The organism is Anabaena sp. FACHB-595, from assembly GCF_048568275.1.
GTDB lineage: Bacteria > Cyanobacteriota > Cyanobacteriia > Cyanobacteriales > Nostocaceae > Trichormus.
Window position 1 is genome coordinate 5,672,091 of record NZ_CP183473.1, and the last position, 20,328, is coordinate 5,692,418.

At 41.9% G+C, this 20,328-nt stretch carries 16 protein-coding genes and 1 pseudogene; 6 read left to right on the forward strand and 11 right to left on the reverse strand.

Features of this window, described 5'->3' with window-relative positions; all coding sequences use genetic code 11:
* Window positions 1–153 precede the first annotated feature (153 nt).
* The 3 genes and pseudogenes from ACN222_RS23795 to ACN222_RS23805 all read right to left on the reverse strand — a co-directional run bounded on the left by ACN222_RS23795 (window position 154) and on the right by ACN222_RS23805 (window position 3,442).
* Window positions 154–1,875: a coiled-coil domain-containing protein gene (locus ACN222_RS23795; RefSeq protein WP_010998892.1), complete on the reverse strand. Its 1,722-nt coding sequence runs from the start codon at window positions 1,873–1,875 to the stop codon at window positions 154–156.
* 312 nt (window positions 1,876–2,187) lie between these two features.
* Complete coding sequence (locus ACN222_RS23800) at window positions 2,188–2,811, reverse strand: hypothetical protein (RefSeq protein WP_010998893.1); 624 nt, start codon at window positions 2,809–2,811, stop codon at window positions 2,188–2,190.
* A pseudogene (locus ACN222_RS23805) lies at window positions 2,811–3,442 on the reverse strand (AAA family ATPase). The gene ACN222_RS23800 and the pseudogene ACN222_RS23805 overlap by 1 nt, the downstream one beginning before the upstream one ends.
* Before the next feature lie 212 nt (window positions 3,443–3,654).
* Here ACN222_RS23805 and ACN222_RS23810 point away from each other — a divergent pair.
* Complete coding sequence (locus ACN222_RS23810; protein WP_010998896.1) at window positions 3,655–5,016, forward strand: cytochrome P450; 1,362 nt, start codon at window positions 3,655–3,657, stop codon at window positions 5,014–5,016.
* Window positions 5,017–5,490: 474 nt separating this feature from the next.
* On the opposite strand, the gene ACN222_RS23815 is transcribed toward ACN222_RS23810, so the two are convergent.
* Both ACN222_RS23815 and ACN222_RS23820 read right to left on the reverse strand, forming a co-directional pair.
* Window positions 5,491–5,982: a hypothetical protein gene (locus tag ACN222_RS23815; RefSeq protein WP_010998897.1), complete on the reverse strand. Its 492-nt coding sequence runs from the start codon at window positions 5,980–5,982 to the stop codon at window positions 5,491–5,493.
* An 82-nt stretch (window positions 5,983–6,064) separates the two neighbouring features.
* Window positions 6,065–6,580: a L,D-transpeptidase gene (locus tag ACN222_RS23820; protein ID WP_010998898.1), complete on the reverse strand. Its 516-nt coding sequence runs from the start codon at window positions 6,578–6,580 to the stop codon at window positions 6,065–6,067.
* A gap of 886 nt (window positions 6,581–7,466) precedes the next feature.
* Between ACN222_RS23820 and ACN222_RS23825 the strand changes: the two genes are divergently transcribed.
* Window positions 7,467–8,150 carry a PEP-CTERM sorting domain-containing protein gene (locus ACN222_RS23825; protein WP_010998899.1) on the forward strand — a complete coding sequence of 228 codons (684 nt, stop codon included), beginning with the start codon at window positions 7,467–7,469 and terminating at the stop codon, window positions 8,148–8,150.
* A gap of 118 nt (window positions 8,151–8,268) precedes the next feature.
* Here the strand turns inward: ACN222_RS23825 and ACN222_RS23830 are convergent, their stop codons facing one another.
* Together ACN222_RS23830 and ACN222_RS23835 are read right to left on the reverse strand one after the other, a co-directional pair.
* Window positions 8,269–8,781 (reverse strand): L,D-transpeptidase, encoded by a 513-nt coding sequence (locus ACN222_RS23830; RefSeq protein WP_010998900.1) that lies wholly within the window; start codon window positions 8,779–8,781, stop codon window positions 8,269–8,271.
* A gap of 85 nt (window positions 8,782–8,866) precedes the next feature.
* Window positions 8,867–9,499 (reverse strand): bifunctional 4-hydroxy-2-oxoglutarate aldolase/2-dehydro-3-deoxy-phosphogluconate aldolase, encoded by a 633-nt coding sequence (locus tag ACN222_RS23835; RefSeq protein ID WP_010998901.1) that lies wholly within the window; start codon window positions 9,497–9,499, stop codon window positions 8,867–8,869.
* Window positions 9,500–9,786: 287 nt separating this feature from the next.
* Here ACN222_RS23835 and ACN222_RS23840 point away from each other — a divergent pair, with 287 nt between their 5' ends.
* The gene (locus ACN222_RS23840) at window positions 9,787–10,368 is read left to right on the forward strand and encodes an HdeD family acid-resistance protein (RefSeq protein WP_010998902.1); all 582 of its coding nucleotides are present in this window, start codon (window positions 9,787–9,789) and stop codon (window positions 10,366–10,368) included.
* 4 nt (window positions 10,369–10,372) lie between these two features.
* Window positions 10,373–12,712, forward strand: a complete 2,340-nt coding sequence (locus ACN222_RS23845; RefSeq protein ID WP_010998903.1) for a glycoside hydrolase family 31 protein — start codon at window positions 10,373–10,375, stop codon at window positions 12,710–12,712.
* Here the strand turns inward: ACN222_RS23845 and ACN222_RS23850 are convergent.
* Window positions 12,709–13,632, reverse strand: a complete 924-nt coding sequence (locus tag ACN222_RS23850) for a glutaminase (RefSeq protein WP_010998904.1) — start codon at window positions 13,630–13,632, stop codon at window positions 12,709–12,711. The two genes, ACN222_RS23845 and ACN222_RS23850, sit on opposite strands and share 4 nt — an antisense overlap.
* Before the next feature lie 213 nt (window positions 13,633–13,845).
* Between ACN222_RS23850 and psaK the strand changes: the two genes are divergently transcribed.
* On the forward strand, window positions 13,846–14,106 hold the full coding sequence (psaK, locus tag ACN222_RS23855) for a photosystem I reaction center subunit PsaK (protein WP_010998905.1): 261 nt from the start codon (window positions 13,846–13,848) through the stop codon (window positions 14,104–14,106).
* Window positions 14,107–14,488: 382 nt separating this feature from the next.
* On the opposite strand, the gene ftsH is transcribed toward psaK, so the two are convergent.
* On the reverse strand, window positions 14,489–16,387 hold the full coding sequence (ftsH, locus tag ACN222_RS23860) for an ATP-dependent zinc metalloprotease FtsH (protein WP_044523317.1): 1,899 nt from the start codon (window positions 16,385–16,387) through the stop codon (window positions 14,489–14,491).
* Window positions 16,388–16,718: 331 nt separating this feature from the next.
* On the opposite strand from ftsH, the gene ACN222_RS23865 reads away from it, so the two are divergent.
* Entirely contained in the window at window positions 16,719–17,264 is a 546-nt protein-coding gene (locus ACN222_RS23865) for an NADPH-dependent FMN reductase (RefSeq protein WP_010998907.1), read from the forward strand.
* 241 nt (window positions 17,265–17,505) lie between these two features.
* On the opposite strand, the gene ACN222_RS23870 is transcribed toward ACN222_RS23865, so the two are convergent.
* Window positions 17,506–19,389, reverse strand: a complete 1,884-nt coding sequence (locus tag ACN222_RS23870; RefSeq protein WP_010998908.1) for an ABC transporter ATP-binding protein — start codon at window positions 19,387–19,389, stop codon at window positions 17,506–17,508.
* A gap of 214 nt (window positions 19,390–19,603) precedes the next feature.
* The gene (locus tag ACN222_RS23875; protein ID WP_010998909.1) at window positions 19,604–20,152 is read right to left on the reverse strand and encodes a single-stranded DNA-binding protein; all 549 of its coding nucleotides are present in this window, start codon (window positions 20,150–20,152) and stop codon (window positions 19,604–19,606) included.
* Window positions 20,153–20,328: the final 176 nt, after the last annotated feature.

A 20,328-nucleotide genomic window follows, 5' to 3' on the forward strand; every position in this document is an offset into this window, starting at 1 on the left:
TAATTATTTTGCAATTCGTAGTCAGCATTCTTAACTACACACGAGGAATTACCCATTACGAATTACGCACCATATTCTTTAAATCATACCTGGAGGTGTTGACAACCGTCCTTGGCTGCTGTTTCCCTGTAGGAAGGACGGTAATCGGCTTATTTAACTCAAGTTTGTATTATTATCTAAATTTTTATTTTGTAAATTGCTAAGATTGCGACTAGCGACATCAGCACTAATTCCCCAGAGAATTAATCCTAAATAGTCGGAGAAAGGTCTAGCACCAAAGGTGAGTCCGTTATCGACATAAAGCGAACCGATACCAACCAAAGACAAACCAACCAGCAGTGTCAAGGATAAAAAAGGGCGCACCAGCCAAAATGTAGCTCCGATGCGTATGTCATCAGATACCCCAGAAAGCAATATTAGGAAATCTTGACAGCGAATTTTCCATTCCGGTTGGTTGCTCGGTATTGGGGAAACTGCATCGGCTTGAATTAAAAACCTTTGTACTGAATCGGCTAGTTCTAGCAGTGAAAAAGCTTCGTTGTGCAGAAAATATTTATCTAATTGCCGTTTTTGATTGAGGTTGGCTAAACCCTTCATTACTTCCTGCATACACCTTTGAGCAACAGCATCATTCCTTTGTGCTAACAGTGAACGAGTTTTAATGATATTTTTATGCACCTCGTGAGCAATTTTATTGAGGCTGTCTTCTTGCTGCATCTCTAGTATTTGGTTTTCTATTTGTCTCAGTTTGTTTAAGGCTTCCAATCTGGCTTCAATGGCATCTATTTCTGCTAAGGCTTTATCTATCTTTTCCCATCTAATTAATTGTCCTACCCATTCAACCATGTTGTTGAGGATGTCTTGGTCTTCGCTATGTCCTGCTTCTTGTCTAATTCTGGCTTTGAGGCGGTAAACTGCTTTAATAGCTCTGGTAATGTCGCTACCAGATTCCTGCATATATTTGAGTAATCGACCTAAAATTACGCCAAATATTAATACCATTAGGGGTATAATTGGCCCAGAACGCATCCTCAAATCTACTGGTATGGCTAATCTTTGCGTTTGCTCTGATAGGGTGAAGTAAATAGTCCCTGTGTAACGATCTGGGGGGATGATAGAACGATTTAAATTTAATGGTAGAGTAATTATGCGATCGCCTACGGCGGGGCGTAGCCCATCGCCTGGTAAATTCACAGTTCCTTGAGATAAATTCAAGGCTGTCTCTGTTAATTGATAGCCTGTCTGCTCACCTCTGAGAATGACTTTAGCATCAATGATAGTTACATACGCTTGATTAGGATTATCAAATTGAAGTTGCCACTGATTTAAAAATGCACTAGCTGGTAGTAAAGCTTTAGCAAGTAAGCAGTCGAAAAAGCTAAGAACACCATCACAGTTTACTAAGTGTAGTTGAATTTGTTCTGTACCACCCAAGGGAATGAGAGTCGGTCTAGCTTTAGCAATTACTTGAATAGGAATATTTTGTGCTTGCGGCTGAGTCTGATTTGGTAGCAATACTTGGAGAGTTCCTTCATAAGTTCCGGGTAAACGAACATCCGTAACTTTTAGTTGGAAATCGTGAGGAATACCTACAGAAAGTTTTGTTTCACCTACTACAGTTACTTGGTGGCGGTTAATAATTTCGTTGCCTTCTTTTTGCCGCAAATCCGAGGCTAAAAAGACAAATTTCTCAATATTTTCTCTCTGAGCCGTTAATCTTAAGTTACCAACTAAAGCACTTTCTTCACCTAACCAGCCAGTAATATGTATAGATTTATCACTAGAATCTACCAATATATTAGGTGCGGCTTTTGCTGGAAAAGCATGAGTAATGACCATTACACACAGCAACAGAGATATTATTCGGTATTTCATGAGCAATTCTCAAGATGCAGAAGCAGATGAAGCGGATTGATATCAATAGGAATTACGCATGAAAAACGATTCAAGATATTAGGGAAAAATTAATTCAAAATACCATAGGGGTAAACTTGCGCCTGCGTCATAAAGGCAAGCGCTACAAAATTCAAAATTGTTACCGCAGCATCCCCGTGTAGAAAAAACATCAAGGTATATTTTACTTCAGTTTCTCTTTTAGAGACGCTACTGCCAAACCACAGGACGGGAGATAAAGGATGTAATATCAAATCCTTCCTCCTAAGCTCTTATGACCCCTGCCTTCTATCTTTAATCATACAACCAAGTATTTGAAGAGAAATCATCATTAGTTTCTATCTGTTGTGTTGGGTACTTTTCAGGCAGACGATGTGATTTTCTATAATGTACTGGTTTATAGCTTTCTTTCTCTTGTCTTTGTTTTTCTAGCTGTTCTTTTTCTAGCTGTTCATTCAGTTGTCTTTGTTTTTCTAGCTGTTCTTTTTCTAGAAGTTCTTTTTCCTGTGCCAAAGCCAAAGATTTCTGTTCTTCTATCAGCTGGGAGTTAGCTTCTGCCAGTTGTAGGGCAGTTTTTTTGGTTTCGTCTAGTTCCTTGGTAAGTTTTTTGACTGAAGATTTTTGTTCAGATAAAGCTGATTGCAAATCATCTATTTTTTGCTGTAGCGATTTTTCCTGTTGTTCAGATTTTTGTAAACTTGCTTGTAATTCTTTGATAGTAGCTTCTAAATCTGCTTTAGTAGGAGTGCTACGTTTAGTAGCAGTTGCTTCCAGCGTCTGTTCTGATTCTTCTGGGGTAGTAGAAGTTTCTTCAACCACTTCTTGAGCTGTCACTTCAATGGCGGTTTCGCCAGCAGATGGTGTAAATTTTTGGGCTTCCTCTTGGATTAAGTCGGAGAGATTCTGTTTTCTAGGCATTATTTCCTCCAGTCACGCTGTAATTCTTCCGCCACTCGATGGTAGTCTGATTCCGCTTCTCTAGCATTTTTGCCTCGCCATTGGTCAATAGCTACACCGTCCAAGGCTGCTCTCTCATGGGCTTTATATATCCGAATAAAAGCCTTACAAACGGGAATTCCTAATCTTTGGAGAGTATTTTGTGCTTCTATTGCTTCATTTATACTCCGGGTGTCCACTTTTGTAAGTAGCACCCGATGGGGAACCCCGGCCGGAACTACAGCCGCTTTGACTGTCTCAATTAACACAGCCAAATCCATTGCTGATGGAGGTGTAGGTAAAACTAGATAGTCTGCGATCGCTACTACTGTAGCTAATGCTTCCGAGTGTAGCGCAGGTGGCGTATCTACTACTACTAAATCGTAACCTTTTATTGTTTGCAACTGCCCTAAGAGTTGAGGATTGGTTTCTTGGGATAAATCAAACCCCATGCCATTTTCATTTCGGCCAAACCACCAACTGGCAGAACCTTGTATGTCTGTATCAATAAGGATAACTTTTTTTTCTTCGCAAACTGAGCGGCTAAATTGATGGCGGTAGTCGTTTTACCGACTCCCCCTTTACCGTTGAGAATAGTGATGATTTTTGGCACTGCTTACTTCCGACCCTGCCATAATTGAATATACAGCTTTGTGTGACCTGACAAATTCAAAATTCCAAATTAATAAATCCAGATTTTACAACTTTTCCCGGCGCTAATCTCCATATCCCTGTCCGTAAAAATAAGGACAAAGCTGTTTTTTCGCCCACAGTCTCAAAAAAACTCGTAAGAATAGAAGTCAGTAGCCCTGGACTCCTATTTCTATGACAGTCACTCAAAACCTACCCAACGGCCCCAGAATACCCCGGTTGTTACGGTTGTTTAAGTTTATTACTCAACCAATACAGTATGTGGAAGATTTTGCCAAAGTCTACGGTGACAACTTCACTATCTGGGGGAGTGGAGAAAGTTATTTTGTCTACTTTAGCCATCCCCAAGCATTGGAACAGATTTTTACTAATGTTAGTTGTTTTGAGAGTAGTGGTGGAGGTAGTCCGCTTTTAGAACTTTTATTGGGTAAGAATTCTTTAATTTTACTAGAAGGCGATCGCCATCAGCGCCAACGTCAACTATTAACCCCACCTTTCCACGGTGAAAGGATGCGGGCTTATGGTCAAACTATTCGTGAAATAACTCAACAAGTCACTCAAGCATGGCAAATGGGTAAGCCCTTCAATATCCGGGCTTCCATGCAGGAAATTACCATGCGTGTCATTTTGCGGGTAGTGTTTGGTGTTGATGAGGGGGAATTGTTTCAAGAACTGCGGCAATTGCTAACTACCCTGTTAGATTTCATGGGTTCTCCTCTAATGTCCAGCACCTTCTTTTTTAGTTTCACGCAAAAGGACTATGGTGCATGGAGTCCTTGGGGGCGAATGGTGCGCCTCATCAAAAAAATTGACCAACTGATTTACGCTTTGATTGCTCAACGTCGGGCTGAGTTTGGCGAAAATCGTCAAGATATCCTTAGTTTATTAATTTCGGCACGTTATGACGACGGACAGCCAATGTCAGACGTAGAGTTACGGGATGAATTAATGACAATGTTGGTTGCAGGACATGAAACCACTGCTTCAGCCTTGACTTGGGCGTTTTATTGGATTGATAGCGTACCAGAAGTACGTGAAAAGTTATTTCAGGAATTAGATACACTGAATGACGATTCAGAACCCAGTATTATTGCCAAATTGCCTTATTTAACAGCAGTTTGCCAAGAAACCCTACGCTTTTATCCTATTGTGCTGAATGCTTTCTTCCGGCGAACAAAAAACCCTATGGAAATTATGGGCTACAAACTGCCGAAAGCAACATTAGTTGTTCCTAGTATTTATTTAGCCCATCATCGAGAAGAAGTTTATCCGCAATCCAAGCAATTCCGACCAGAACGCTTTTTAGAAAAGCAATTCTCCCCTTACGAATACTTACCCTTTGGCGGCGGTAATCGGCGCTGCATCGGTCTAGCATTTGCCCAATATGAAATGAAAATTGTCTTAGCAACAATTTTGTCACAATTCCAAGTATCTAGACTCAGTAAGCGTCCGGTGCAGCCTGTGCGTCGGGGATTAACTTTGGCAGCACCAGGAGGAATGAAGATGGTGGCTAATAAAAGAATGCGTAATTCGTGATTTTTAATTAACAAATCCTGATTGTATTTAGGCTTTGAATCTGTCATCTTCTTTGGACAAATTCAATTTCTAAATATTTACGGTCACCGCAATCAAAGCGACGCAATCCCACCCCTAACGATATTCTCATTTCAACCCCAAAGGCTCAACTTTCGACCTCAGAACCTCAACGTTCACCCTCAAAGGTTAAACTTTCAGCCTCGAAACCTCAACATTCACCCTCAAAGGTTAAACTTTCAGCCTCGAAACCTCAACATTCACCCTCAAAGGTTAAACTTTCAGCCTTAGAACCTCAACGTTTATGTTCAAAGGCTCAACTTTTGACCTCAAAGGCTCAACCTTCAGCTTCTAGAGCTAAAGCTTCAAGTATAAAAGGCGATTTGAATTTTGAATGTTGTCTTGCGGTACTAGCCCAGATATTAGGGCGGACATCTTGTCCACCCATGTTGTGAAAGGTAGATTTGAAACTCCTGATTAACGCGATCGCCCTGATGGATTAGCTCGCTGCTGCTGGTAAAATCCCGCAACCTTTTGGACATAGGTAGCAGTAAAACCAGTATTGCAACCCGTATATGCCCCAGTCATCCACCAACAAGCTACACCACGCACAGCCGCAGTTTCATTGTTTCCGGTAGCACGGAATTGATTGTTTAACTCACGGCGGGTAATACAAGAAACTACCTGACGCGCTAACGCGGGGTTATTTTCAAATTGTGTGGGTGTAACTTCTTTTTTCAGACAAGTTCTTGACCAACCTCTAAGAGTTTCCGGCTTAACTTGCCAAGCACTATAATATCCATCGTTGGCTTTACTGGTTTGTGGTGCAGCTTGTCTCAATGCTTCCACTAGTGCAGCAACTTGAACATCAACACCCTGTTGTTGCTGTGCTTGAGCAGACAATGGAGAAAATCCGCAGCCAATGACGACTCCACTCACAAGTAGCGATCGCAAAAGGTAATCTCTCATATCTCAATCAACCTGACAACATCTACTAAATAGTAATAGATGAAGGCAAGCAACGGAGGCAGAACACCCGATTTACTACTCTTTATCGCCGGACTATTACTAGTGTCCCTGGCGTTGTCCAATTGTATAACTTACGTGCTAGCTTGACTGGTAAATTTACGCAACCGTGACTAACTGGAGTTCCAAAACGATTATGCCAGTAAGCACCGTGAATAGCATAGCCTCGATGAAAATACATGGCGTAAGGAACATTGGGAATGTCATAGCCAGGGCCTCGCATCCGATTAGTGCGATATTTGGAATTAATCTTAAATTGACCTATGGGTGTAGGGGTGGAGCGCTTACCTGTGGAAATTCGGAAAGAATACACCAGTTTTTTACCTTCCCAGGCAAATAAGCGTTGCGCTGATAAATCAATTTCAATTCTCCGAGGCTGAGTAATGCTATTTTGCTCAACTACGGCGGTTCTATATATCCCAGAACTGGGGTCAGCTGTCGTGGGTAGTAACCCAGAAAGCAAAACCACCATAATAACTATCGTACCTGTCAACAAATTTCCTGAGCGACGTGTCCAAATATTAAGCATCCAGCTTTGCATATCCCATCACCTTCTTGATTATGCAAACATCATCCATTCCTAGATTTTGAATTTCCCAATATCCAAGATTCATCACAAAAATCTTGGTTTTTTGTAGCGGTTGTACTTCTAGGAGCTTTTGAATTAAAGTTTACCGAAAGTCTGGATTTACGCTAATTCCCTTGAGGCAGATTCTGAGGTTTTCCTCTTCTATAATTTATTTCATGTTCAGCGATTCATATTCCGGAAATTCACAGTAGACATTTCTTATAAAATAAATGTAATTGTCTTGATTTGTAGACACTTTTAGAAATTATTTTCCTCAAAAGCTGAGACTGATAGTTGTTTGAGAATAAACGATTTCCCAGATGATTGATCACGAAATAACTATACTCGCGCCTAACGCAACATTCGTGAGGCAATGCGTTACGGCTAAATTTTCTCGTCTCTCAGTCCCAAATCCTTTCACAGTCTTAACACAACGGCAATAAAGCGGGAAGAACATCTACACCGCTTTTTACCTGTCCTACTTAAAATTTACTTTATAAAGTATCTCTTAACTAAGAACCAGTAATTTAACGGTTGATAAAAAATAGAAACATCACCATTTGATGAAGATTTTATTTAGTTATAAAACCATTGGTGATGATACTAATTTTTTATATATCTCCTATATGAAGACAGGCAGGCTTTATACGGAAAATACAGTCACATTTTCATCTATGAATAAACTTAAATCCGGTTTTCTAAAAATATGATGAAGCAAGAGAATAATCAATTACTAATATAGAAAATCCCTATTAAAATTCAAACTATGACGGGTTGTAAAACTGTTTAATAGAACATCTGTTAACTGAACTCCTCAAATGGCAATACCAATTTCTTGAGATGTAAATTTTAGCCACATATGAAACGAAAATTTTCTTGTATATCAGCGTCTGCCTTATTAGTTACTGGAATTCTTTCTGCTTCAATTGTTGCACCAGCGTATGCTAGAGGTGGTGGTCAAGGTCAAAGTCAAGCTAGTGGCGGTCAAACTTCTTCAGTAATATGTAGCATTGGTGATATTTCACTTGGAGGTGTTTCAGCTACAGCTTGTGACGGATCAAATACTGGTAACGACACGGGTGACAAAGGTACCTTGCTCTCTAAATTAAATGATGATGATCTCTTTAGCAGCTTTGTTGGTACTGGGGTGCAATGGAGTTTAGCGGGTAAATCTGATGGCACAAATCCCTTTGCGATTACAACAGATGATGGAGAGATTAGTTCAGGTGCATGGGGTTTGGGATCAACATTGTCAAGTAACACATTTGTAGTAAGTCTCAAAGCAGGTAATGGTTATAGCGCTTACCTATTCAAAGATTATGATTTCTCTCAAGGTTTAACGGGAATCTTCAATACTATTGGTGTCGCTTTGGATGGTGGTGGAAACGCAGGGAAAGCTTTATCTCACGCCTCATTATTCGTCTCTAATATAGGGAGAAATACTCCCCCTCCTCCTACTTCCGTACCTGAACCTGGTACTTTGTTAGGTCTTGGTTTATTAGCAACTGGAATGATAAAAGTTCGCCGTCGTCGTTCAATCTAATTTCTTTTGTCTTTGATTAACTTCATTAATCGCACACAACATTTTTGTTAGATGTATTAGGTTGAAAACTTAAAATCGTTATAGGCTATAACCTGTAACGATTTTTGATTTTTACTCACTACTTTTGAATGACAACTGGTGTTCCTAAAGATGCCCAATTGAATAGCCATTGAGCATGATTAGGGGCGAGGTTTACACAGCCATTACTTACGGGTGTACCGAATTTTCTATGCCAGTATGCACCATGAATCCCGTAATTACCACTGTAAAACATAGCATAGGGAACGTTGGGAACATCATAGTTTCTACCACGCATCCGCGTAGACTTATGCTTTGATTGAATCTTGAAGGAACCTATGCGGGTGGGTGTCGATCTTTTACCAGAGGAAATGACGATCGCATATACAGGTTTTCCACCTTCCCAAGCGATTAATCTTTGATTAGCAAGATTAATCTGAATCCAGCGCTGCTCGGATTTTTGTAAAGTCTCGATAGTATTTTCAATTTTTTGTGAGGTGGAATTTGCTAATGTTTCACCAGAGCCAGTAGTCACCATACTTAAGGATAATGTTGCACTAGCCGCAAACATTTTTAAACCACGTTTCCAGTCGAGATAAATCAGTGATTTCATAGTTGAAACACATCAATCATGGAGTTAAAGCAGATTTTGAGAAATCAACTATAACAGTGGTTTTTAAATAATTTCATCCTGAAAATTACGCTAATTCTTGAATTAAGTCTTTAGCTAATTGGGCGATCGCTGGCCAATTTTCCTCTTTTACTAGTTGCTGTGGAAATAACTCCCCACCCAAACCAACAGCGATCGCACCTGCTTGAATTAGTCCTTTGGCATTTTCCAGAGTTACCCCCCCAGTGGGAATTAAGGGAATATGACCTAACGGCCCTTGCAGACTTTTAATATAATCAGCACCCCCTACAGCTTGCACGGGGAATATTTTGACACAACTTGCACCATAAGCCCAAGCACTCACAATTTCCGTGGGGGTGAGTGCGCCGGGAATGATGGGTATGTTTTTAATGACAGATGCTTTGATCATGTCTGGGTCAACATGAGGCGTAAATAGAAATTCTGCCCCACAGGCGATCGCTTCTTCTAGTTGCTGCAAATTAAATAGTGTACCAGTACCAATAGTACATTCCGGTAACTGCTCACGTAATTGGGCGATTAATTCCCCTGGGCGATCGCTACTCCAGGTAATTTCAATTAGCTGCATTCCCCCAGAAGCTACAGCCAGAGCCATTTGCAACCCTAATTCGATCTGTGGCGCGCGGATGACTGCGATCGCTCGCTGTTTTTGCAACTGTGATAACCAATCTTGAGTAGACATTGTAACGGCGGCAGAAGCGTTCGATTCTCAATTACCAGACTGACATAGATATAGCTTTCTAGCTTGAAAGTGGGGAGTGGGAGAACAAGACACTTTCATGGTTCTGCTTTGCCCGCGTCTTCCAACAGATAGATACTTATCATGCACCCTTGGTCAGATGGAAGACCAGTAGGAAGTATCTAAGCTGAGTTTAACAAGGCAGTAACAAATATCAGACGCGCAATACTAAGTTGAACAACGTGTATTGCTTCTTGCCAAAGGTGTGTCGGGAATAACTTACTCAAATCATGAGAAATAAATCCCTGGGTGTGAGAAAACGACTAACTCGCAATTGGTGGACAGTGGTTGCGCGGGGAGCGATCGCCATTATTTTTGGTTTAGTGGCTTTATGCTGGCCGATTCTGACCTTAAAGTCATTGGTGTACCTGTTTGGGAGTTTTTGGCTGATGGGGGGAATATTATTGGCGATCGCAGCATTTCAAGAGCAGTTGCAGGATAATCACAGTAAATTATTGTTACTAGAGGGAATCATCGGTATTGGAGTAGGAGCGATCGCTTTTATTTACCCTGGTATCACTGCATTTGTATTACTTTATTTAATTGCTGCTTGGGCAATTTGTACAGGCATATTCGAGATTCTTACATCTGTGCAACTACGACAAGCGATAGAAAATCAGTGGCTTCCCGCAGTAGCCGGAATTCTTTCTTTCATCTTCGGTATCATATTGATTACCTGGCCAGTAGCGGAAGCTTTGGCTATTCTGTGGTTAATTGCTGCCTATACCATCCTGTTTGGCACACTACTCTTAATTATGGGTTTTCGATTACGTAGTTGGGGACTGAAAAATTCACAATTAATGACAAACTAACCTTATGCCCCAATATTTCGGACAACTGCATACTACTGAGCCATCTTGGACTACTCTGGGAAATGTGCAAGCAATAGAACAAAGCGATCGTCATTTGCTTTTCAATTGTGGCGATGCCTTGGTAAAAATTAGTGTGATTGCACCAAACCTAATTCGGGTCAGAGTTACACCGATGGGTGAGTTTCAAAAACGTCGATCATGGGCAGTTACACAGGAAGATGAACAATGGCCGGCGGTGGAATTTGAGGTAAAAGAACAAGCAGATATTATCGAAATTACAACACAGTCGCTAAGGTTGCTAGTACATAAAAATCCTTGCCGGATTGAGTGTTTTGACTTAACAGGAAACTCCTTTGCTGAGGATATTGACCCAGGTGTTGGCTGGCGGACTGGTGCGATCGCTGGATGGAAGAAAATCGCAGCCGATGAACATTTTTATGGTTTTGGAGAACGTACAGGCTTACTTGACCAAATAGCCACAATCAGAACCAACTGGGCTTGCGATGCCCTTGATTACGATGTTCTCACAGACAATATGTATCAGGCGATTCCCTTCTTTATGGCGTTGCGTCCAGGGTTGGGTTACGGTATTTTCTTTAACACTACTTTTTGGAGTCAGTTTGATCTCGGTGTTCAGGAACCCGGTGTTTGGCGGATGGAAACCCAAGAAGGCGAACTAGACTATTACATTATTTACGGCCCCGAACCAGCAAAAATCCTGGCTACTTATACCCAGTTAACCGGACGAATGTCATTACCACCAAAATGGTCACTGGGTTATCATCAGTGTCGCTGGAGTTATGAATCACAGGATATAGTCCGTCAACTAGCTAAGGAATTTCGTCAGCGTCAAATTCCTTGTGATGTCATCCATCTCGATATTGATTATATGGACGGGTATCGGGTGTTTACCTGGAATCCTAAGCGGTTTAGTGAGCCGAAAGCTTTGATAGATGACCTCAAGCAAGATGGTTTTCAGGCGGTGACGATTGTTGACCCTGGGGTGAAGTACGAGCCGGAAGCCGATTACCCAGTCTTTGATGAGGGATTGCAGAAGGATTATTTTGTCAGAAAAACCAATGGTCAATTATTTCATGGGTATGTGTGGCCTGATAAAGCTGTGTTTCCTGATTTTGTGCGCCCAGAAGTTAGAGATTGGTGGGGAAGTTGGCACAAAAATCTGATAAGTATGGGTGTGGCTGGTATCTGGAATGACATGAACGAACCAGCATTAGATGACCGTCCTTTTGGCGACCCTGGTAATAAAATTTCTTTCCCTCTTGATGCTCCTCAAGGATCAGCAGATGAGATGAGTAACCATGCAGCAACCCATAATTTGTATGGTTTGATGATGGCGCAAGCATCTTCCCAAGCAATGCAAAAGTTACGTCCGGTGGAACGCTCATTTATTTTGACACGCTCTGGTTATGCAGGGATTCAGCGTTGGTCAGCAGTTTGGACGGGAGATAATCAATCTCTCTGGGAACACCTGGAAATGTCTTTAGCAATGTTATGTAACTTAGGCTTATCGGGTGTAGCTTTTGTAGGGGCTGATATTGGTGGTTTTGCGGGGAATGCTACCTCAGAACTATTTGCCCGTTGGATGCAGGTGGGAATGCTGTATCCCTTAATGCGGGGACACTCAGCACTAAGTACCGCCAGACACGAACCCTGGGTATTTGGCGATCGCACTGAGAAAATTTGCCGCGAATATATTCAATTGCGTTACCAACTGCTACCTTACATCTACACGCTGTTTTGGGAAGCTGCAACCACTGGTGCGCCGATTCTCCGCCCTTTACTTTATCACTTCCCCAGCGATCGCCAAACCTTCAGTATGGCTGATCAGGTGATGCTTGGTGCTTCTTTACTTGCAGCCCCCGTCTACCGCCCTGGTGTGGAATATCGGGCAGTCTACTTACCTGAAGGTTGCTGGTATGATTGGTGGACTGGTGAAGCTTTTACAGGCCCAACAAACATCTTAGCCCATGCACCCCTAGAAAGAATGCCCCTATATGTCCGTGCTGGTGCAATTATACCGATGGCTCCAGTCATGCAATATGTAGATGAGCATCCCCTAACTCAGCTAACCATTCGGGTGTGGATAGGTGCGGGTGAGTTTACGCTGTATGAAGATGATGGTCGGAGTTTCGAGTATAAAACAGGTAATTTCTGCACAACACATTACCGTGTTTACATTAAGGGTGAACAAACCATAGTAGAAATAGGCGCGCGGGATGGCGAGTTTTCCCCCACAGAACGGGAAATGATTGTGGAATTAGTTGGTGTTGGTGAACAGCGTTTTGTTGATGATGGGTCAGCCAAAGAGTTAGTTTTTGGCTAAAGGTGGGAAAATCTCCCACACAGACCTAGAGAACGGGATAAAACCTCAACAAAGGCGATCGCTCCCACAGGATTACCAATCCTATCTAAAGCTGGGCTATAACAGGCGATCGCTCCTGCTGTTGGGACTATAGCGAGTAAACCCCCACCAATCCCAGATTTCATCGGTAAACCAATTGTGACAGCATACTCAGCAGAAGCTTCATATAAACCACAGGTCAACATGACCGAGTTAACAAGCTGTTGATGCTGCGGTGATATTGAGCTACTTTCTAAAGCCAAGAGTTTCCCCAGTAAAGCTAAATCTTCAACCGTCCCAGAAAGACAGCATATCTGCTCGTAAGTATCAAGTGCTACATCGAGATCTTCTAAATAACCTTTTTCTGCAAGATAATTAGCGATCGCCTGATTAGCAGGAGAGCGAGATAATCTGACAGAAGCCAGCATAGATTCATCTAACTGAATCTGACTACCAGCCAATTGGTTGAGCCATTTGCAGAAAAAGCGAGTGCGATGATCAGCATCCTCTCCTGGTAATTTATCAGCGAGAGTAATAGCCCCACTATTAATCATCGGGTTCCGTGGATATCCACCATCAGCAACTAGTTGTTCTAAGGAATTAAAAGGTGCATCTGATGGTTTCGTACCAACCCAACTTAAAACCTTTTCCACTCCCATGTGTTCCAATAGATACAGGAAAGTAAAAGGCTTAATCACACTCATTAGAGGAAATACACATTGTGTATCTCCTTCACTGTAGAATTTACCTGATTGACAACAAATGTGGACGGCAAACCAAGCGGTGTCAGCCACAGCTAATTTTGGGATGCGCTCAACCACTCGTCCACAATTTGTCTTAGTCTTTGCTAATGTTACCCAATTAGACAAATCCACGGTGTCTAGTCTATCAAATCCCTTCACAATAGATACAGCCCCAAAGATTTATCGTAGTCATCCTATTTTTCCCTTAAACCTTCTTTCCTCTCCTCTGTATCTCTTAAAAACAAAATATTTTTTATTAAGGAATGAAACGCAATGTTAAATAATAATGCAAAATAGGGATTCTCCTTGAATTTAGTTGAGAAATATCCTGATTATATTGTCAATCATTAATAAATTTCAGGAGCTAATCAGGTGTTAACTTCAACCTTACTCGCTGCTGCAACCACCCCCCTGGAATGGAGTCCTACAGTTGGGATTATTATGGTTATTGCCAATGTGATTGCCATTACTTTCGGTAGGCAGACCATCAAGTATCCTAGTGCAGAACCAGCTTTACCTTCAGCCAAATTCTTTGGTGGTTTTGGTGCGCCTGCGTTACTTGCAACAACTGCTTTCGGTCATATTCTGGGAGTAGGTCTTGTTTTAGGATTGCATAATCTAGGCAGAATCTAATGAGAAACAGCAAAAAGTCAACACAGACAATTACTCATCGTCTGGGCTATTTGCTATTTCCCGACAGTGGTATTTGTACCTCATACCATGCTGTTATAGGTTATTACCGAAGTTAATTTTCAGTAGATTTTTGTTGTGTCTGTAATCAGCCAGAGAGTAAATTCTCTGGTTTTTTCTTACGAACGTAGGCCGCAAATAAGCTATGAAGGTACGGGGAATTATTGGTAATAGTAGTAATAGTAGGGTGGGCATCGCCCACCAAAACCATGATACTGTGGGCTATGCCCTACGTATATTTCAAGAACGAATCATGAATCCTATATTGAAAGAATAGTAATAGGTAATAAGTAAAAATATCTTACCAATTACCAATCACTGATTCCTATTGACTATTAACCATCGACAATTGCTCATCAACTACTGGATTTTGACTTTCGCTAACAATTTTACGGAACAAATCACCTTCAATAGTTTCTTGTTCTGTCAACAAATCTACTAGCCGTTCCATAACCACGCGATTAGTTTGCAAAAGTTCTTTTGATGTTTGGTAGCAAGTGTTGATAATTTCTCGGACTTGAGAATCTATCTTGGCGGCGATTTCTTCAGAATAGTCGGATTTATTCATCCAGTCGCGTCCTAAAAATACCTCGCCGCTTTGATTTTCCAGAGACAAGGGGCCTAATTCAGACATACCAAACTTTGTCACCATTTGCCGTGCCATTGATGTGACTTTTTGCAGGTCATCCCCTGCACCTGTGGTCACTTCCGGCTTACCAAAGACAATCTCCTCAGCAGCACGACCAGCCAAAGTAGAAGTAATTCTGGCTTTGAGTTGGGAACGGGAGATTAACCCTTGTTCTTCGTTGGGAGTAAACCAAGTTAAACCCTGTGCTTGTCCTCTGGGAATGAGGGTAACTTTCTGCACTGGGTCATGGTCTTTTAATAGCGTCCCGACTAAACCATGTCCGACTTCATGGTAAGCAATTAAGCGTTTGCTTTTGCTGTCTACTAGGGGTGTCCCTTCCATACCAGCGACGACTCTATCAACAGCATCATCAATTTCTAGAATCGTAATTGCTTCTTTGCGCCTACGTGCTGTGAGGATAGCGGCTTCGTTGAGTAAGTTAGCTAAATCTGCACCAGTGAATCCGGGTGTGCGGCGAGCGATCGCCTCCAGTGATACACTAGGGTCAACTTTCTTATTGCGCGAATGGACTTGCAAAATCTCTAAGCGTCCTTTCAAGTCTGGTGCATCAACAATTACTTGTCTGTCAAAACGACCAGGACGTAACAAGGCTGAATCTAATACATCAGGACGGTTAGTGGCAGCAATAATAATGATGCCTGTGTTACCTTCAAAACCATCCATCTCCGTGAGTAACTGATTGAGGGTCTGTTCTCTTTCGTCGTTACCGCCACCAATACCCGTACCTCGTTGTCTGCCAACTGCATCTATTTCATCGATAAATATCAGACAAGGTGCATTGTCTTTAGCTTTCTTAAACAAATCACGGACACGGGAAGCACCTACACCCACAAACATTTCCACAAATTCCGAACCAGAGATACTGAAAAATGGCACAGCCGCTTCCCCAGCGATCGCTTTTGCTAGTAAAGTTTTACCAGTACCTGGAGGCCCCACCAACAGCACACCTTTAGGTATGCGCGCACCCACAGCCGTAAATCTTTCTGGCTGCTTGAGGAATGTCACAACTTCTTGTAATTCTTCCTTCGCTTCTTCAATACCCGCTACGTCGTCAAATTTTACCCCAGTCTTGGCTTCCATTTGGAAACGCGCTCTAGATTTGCCAAAGTTCATGGCTTGGCTAGAAGCATTCGTAGAACGACGCAAGAATAGCAGCATTAAAGCCACCAATGGCAAAATCCACATCAGGTTAATTAATAACCCTACAGCCGCTCTACTATTGGCAGAAGAAATCTCGCCAAAATCAACATTTTTTTCTTTGAGTCTATTAATTAACTCGTTGTTCTGCTCCAACAACCTCACCTGTATTGGTGGTGCGTCTGGTTTTTGACCTTTTAAATAAACTTTGGCTATCTGTTCAGTTTCGTCCAGTTCTACTCTTTTGACTTGCTCTTGATTAACTTTTTGAATCAACTCTCCGTATGACAGAGACTCACGCTCTGCTTTCTGCGCTAAGACAGGATTACCGCCAAACATCGTTGGTAACATAATCAAGCTGGCCGCCAAAGCACCAGTCCAAGCAACGCGCTTTGGTGATTGCTGTTTTATCAATGCCTTTTTCCCAAAATTTTTCATAACAATTACCCTTTGTCTGCTGCCATAGGCTGAGTGCTGATTTAAGCCTATTCTTCTAGCAAAAATTGCCATAACTGGACATCACTTTATCTAATCTAGTCTAACTCTCAGAAGAGGCAGGAGGGCAGATAATAGGCAATAGGTAATCAGGAACAGGTAAAAAATATCAGGACTGTTGCGGATTTATTTCCTGTTCTATTCTTGATATCCACCAAAAGCTCGATTTTCCGTGGTCTAGCGGTAATTTGACTACAGGAAAATAAATCGTTAAGATTATATACAAATTCGTAATGACTTCGCATTTTTACAAATTCTTAACTTTAGGTGCATTATGGTAAAAATTGTAGGTATTGCTGGTAGTTTAAGACCGAACTCTTACACTCAGTTAGCTTTGCGGGTAGCAGCGCAACGCCTAGAAGCTTTAGGTGCGGAAGTAGAAATTATCGATTTGCGGGAGTGGCAATTACCATTTTGTAATGGTGGTAAAGACTACTCAGATTATCCAGATGTTCAGCGCTTGCGTGACACCGTTAGTAATACTGATGGACTGATTTTAGCTACACCTGAATATCATGGCGGCGTTAGTGGTGTAATCAAAAATGCCCTTGATTTGATGAGCTTTGATGAACTGTCTGGTAAAGTAACAGGACTGATTAGCGTTTTGGGTGGTCAATCAAATAGCAACGCCTTAAACGACCTCAGGCTGATTGTGCGTTGGGTACATGGTTGGGTAATTCCAGAGCAAATTGCCATTGGACAAGCCTACAGTGCTTTTAGCCCTGAAGGAAAGTTACTTGATGAAAAACTCTCCCAACGATTTGATCAATTTGCTCAAAGTTTAGTAGAAAATACTCGCAAGCTACGCGGAGTAAATTAGAAGTAGGAGACTAGGAAAAGATTTTTCCTAGTTATGGCTTTTCTCATTGACCGACTTTTCAAACACCCTCTAAGCTTAAAACCTTGCAAACATTACGTAAGCTTGTGGAAGATGAAAAATGTAAGTATTTAGAGTGGACGTGAATAACAAATTATAGCGCCATTATCATGCCTTGGTGCCAACAGTAAAAGCTTATCCACATTTTATAAAATGTGGATAAGCCAAAATTCAAAACACATAATCAAGAAGTTTTCAGATGATGGCTGCGGACTCGTTCGGGGCTACCTGTGGGGATGGAGGCGATTAATTTTTGGGTGTAGGCTTCCTTCGGTTCACGGTAAATACTTTCGGCTGTACCTTGTTCAACTATTTGACCACGATTCATGACTAAAATGCGATCGCTCATAAATTTAACCACGCTTAAGTCATGGGAAATAAATATATAAGTTAACTGAAATTCATCCTGTAATTCTTTTAACAGATTCAATACCTGGGCTTGTACTGACACATCTAACGCCGAAACCGACTCATCACAAATGATAAACTTGGGATTCAATGCCAAGGAACGAGCAATACAAACCCGTTGACGCTGACCACCAGAAAATTGATGTGGATAGCGATTCATTGCATCTGCACTCAAACCCACCCGTTCCAAAAGTTCCGCCACTCGTTCGCGCCGTTGTCGTACCGTCTTACCTACAGAGTGAATTAATAACGGTTCCATGACTGCATCCCCAACCTTCATCCGGGGGTCAAGGGAACTAAAGGGATTTTGAAAGACTATTTGCATTTCCCGCCGCAGTTTTTGCAACGGTTCGCCTTTAAGATTAGTAATATCTTGCCCATCAAAGATAATTTGACCACTCATTGGCTCAATTAACCGTAGCAAAGTTCTACCCAGTGTAGTTTTACCGCAACCAGATTCCCCGACTAAACCTAAAGTTTCCCCTGGCTTAACATCAAAGGAAACATCGTTAACCGCCATTTGATAGCGTTTTGTTCCACCAAACCAACCTTTTACAGGAAAACCAACTTTCAAGTTCTTGATTTGTAATAAAGGGTTCTTTTCTTCTAGTCCTTCTAATCTGGCGGAGATTTCCTCAGAAGTGATTTCTGGTGGCTGTGACGGTTCTTTGGCTTGGATAATTAACTGACCACTGGATGTTTCTTCTACACTCATGTAGTCAGCAACAGTGAGTAATTTATGGGGACGGTGGTTGAGGGTGGGGCGACAAGCTACCAAGCCTTTAGTATATGGATGTTGGGGATTACTAAAAATTTGCTCGGCTGCACCATATTCGACAACCTTACCTTTGTACATCACCGCTACTTGGTCAGCAATTTCTGAAATTAAACCCAAGTCGTGGGTGATGAAAATTAACGCCATTTCCCGCTTTTGCTGCAACTCTCGCAACAGTTCAATAATTGTCGCTTGTACCGTCACATCTAAGGCTGTCGTCGGTTCATCTGCAATCAATAGTAAGGGGTTACAGGAAATTGCCATTGCAATCATCACCCGTTGCAACTGTCCCCCAGATAATTGGTGGGGGTAGCGTTCCAGCATCGTTTCCTTACGCTGCTTCACCAATTGCGCTAACTTGAACTCGTCTAGTGGAGCATTGGGGTTGGTTTGCGGCCAGGTTTCAATATATTGCTGTTTGATTTGCTCATCGCTAGGTAAAAGTTTAACCTCTTGCAGACCTGCGATCGCAATCTGTTTTGCTTCTGTTTGGCTAACATTTTGATGGCGGAAAATGGCTTCCGTTAGTTGAAACCCGATATTATAAACCGGGTTAAGAGAACTCATCGGTTCTTGAAAAATCATGGCGATGTCGCCACCCCGGTATAGTTGCATTTCCTCAGCAGATAAAGCCGATAAATTAATGGGGTTAGCGTTGGCTTGTGGACAAAACAGAATTTCTCCACCGCTAACTTTCCCCGGATGTTGCAACAAACCCATCACCGCCAATGATGTGACTGATTTACCACTCCCAGATTCACCCACTATTCCTAGAGTTTCACCCCGATGCAGCTGAAAGGAAACACCATCGACAGCTTTGACAGCATTGCCATCACCGGAAAATTCAACTTGTAGATTGCGAACCTCTAGGACAGTTTCTCTCATAGGAGCCTATTAATAATATGAGTAAAAATTATTTGGATTTTAGCAGTAGTTTGGAAAATTCGGGACTGGGATGGGGAAGATGTAACTTTAGCTTCCTCCCAAGGTGAGAAATTTTGGAGAAAGAATTAGGACTTACACATGAAAACGAAAGATCAAGGATGTAGGGGTATAGGGGTATAAATCTTTGAAACCCTCACACCCTTACACCCATTACCTAAAATGGAATATCGTCTGGGTCTGGTACTTCTACAGGTGAGTAGGTAGTTTGAGGCGCAGGTTCATAGTTGTTTACCTGGGGTGGAACACTCACTTTACTGGGTGCTGGAGTTGGTGCTGGACGTGGTGATTCGTAGCTAGGAAGATCATGTTGAGTCGTAACAGCCGGGGAGGGTGGACGAGAGGGGGTTTCGGTAACGGCTGGTGTTCTGGATACTGCTGGTGATGAGGTGAAGTTACCACTACCACTAATTGATTGAATCTGCTGTACTGTTAATTCAGCCCGTTTTTCTTTAAATCCTTCTGGACGGTCGATGGTATTCATCCCTAAACGTCCAGCAATGATGACGCGATCGCCTTGATGATAGTTTTGCTGGATTTCTGTAGCTAAATTCCCCCAGCCAACAACTTTTAAAGTCGCTGGTGGATCATCTGGTTTTTGGGAATTGGGAAATTGCACCAACATTTCTGTGACTGCTAAATTATCAGATGTATAGCGCAGTTGTGGCTCTTGAATGATTTCTGCTAATAAAACACAGCTGTTCATTAAATCCTCCTGACTGTATGGAAAATAGGGATTAGGGAAGAAAGATTTCTGTTTTTGATTGTGAGATTTTCCCTTACTTAACTTTCTTCCAACCATTGAAAAATTAGAGATTTTTGGATGTAATGCCAAGCAATACTTAATATTTAATAGTTGGCTTTTTCTAGAATTTCTAGAAT

What these genes read in the sequence shown, in the direction of transcription:
- ACN222_RS23795 (WP_010998892.1), bottom strand. Translation starts at nt 1,875, where the DNA reads ATGAAATACCGAATAATATCTCTGTTGCTGTGTGTAATGGTCATTACT.
- ACN222_RS23800 (WP_010998893.1), bottom strand. Translation starts at nt 2,811, where the DNA reads ATGCCTAGAAAACAGAATCTCTCCGACTTAATCCAAGAGGAAGCCCAA.
- ACN222_RS23810 (WP_010998896.1), top strand. Translation starts at nt 3,655, where the DNA reads ATGACAGTCACTCAAAACCTACCCAACGGCCCCAGAATACCCCGGTTG.
- ACN222_RS23815 (WP_010998897.1), bottom strand. Translation starts at nt 5,982, where the DNA reads ATGAGAGATTACCTTTTGCGATCGCTACTTGTGAGTGGAGTCGTCATT.
- ACN222_RS23820 (WP_010998898.1), bottom strand. Translation starts at nt 6,580, where the DNA reads ATGCAAAGCTGGATGCTTAATATTTGGACACGTCGCTCAGGAAATTTG.
- ACN222_RS23825 (WP_010998899.1), top strand. Translation starts at nt 7,467, where the DNA reads ATGAAACGAAAATTTTCTTGTATATCAGCGTCTGCCTTATTAGTTACT.
- ACN222_RS23830 (WP_010998900.1), bottom strand. Translation starts at nt 8,781, where the DNA reads ATGAAATCACTGATTTATCTCGACTGGAAACGTGGTTTAAAAATGTTT.
- ACN222_RS23835 (WP_010998901.1), bottom strand. Translation starts at nt 9,499, where the DNA reads ATGTCTACTCAAGATTGGTTATCACAGTTGCAAAAACAGCGAGCGATC.
- ACN222_RS23840 (WP_010998902.1), top strand. Translation starts at nt 9,787, where the DNA reads ATGAGAAATAAATCCCTGGGTGTGAGAAAACGACTAACTCGCAATTGG.
- ACN222_RS23845 (WP_010998903.1), top strand. Translation starts at nt 10,373, where the DNA reads ATGCCCCAATATTTCGGACAACTGCATACTACTGAGCCATCTTGGACT.
- ftsH (WP_044523317.1), bottom strand. Translation starts at nt 16,387, where the DNA reads ATGAAAAATTTTGGGAAAAAGGCATTGATAAAACAGCAATCACCAAAG.
- ACN222_RS23865 (WP_010998907.1), top strand. Translation starts at nt 16,719, where the DNA reads ATGGTAAAAATTGTAGGTATTGCTGGTAGTTTAAGACCGAACTCTTAC.
- ACN222_RS23870 (WP_010998908.1), bottom strand. Translation starts at nt 19,389, where the DNA reads ATGAGAGAAACTGTCCTAGAGGTTCGCAATCTACAAGTTGAATTTTCC.
- ACN222_RS23875 (WP_010998909.1), bottom strand. Translation starts at nt 20,152, where the DNA reads ATGAACAGCTGTGTTTTATTAGCAGAAATCATTCAAGAGCCACAACTG.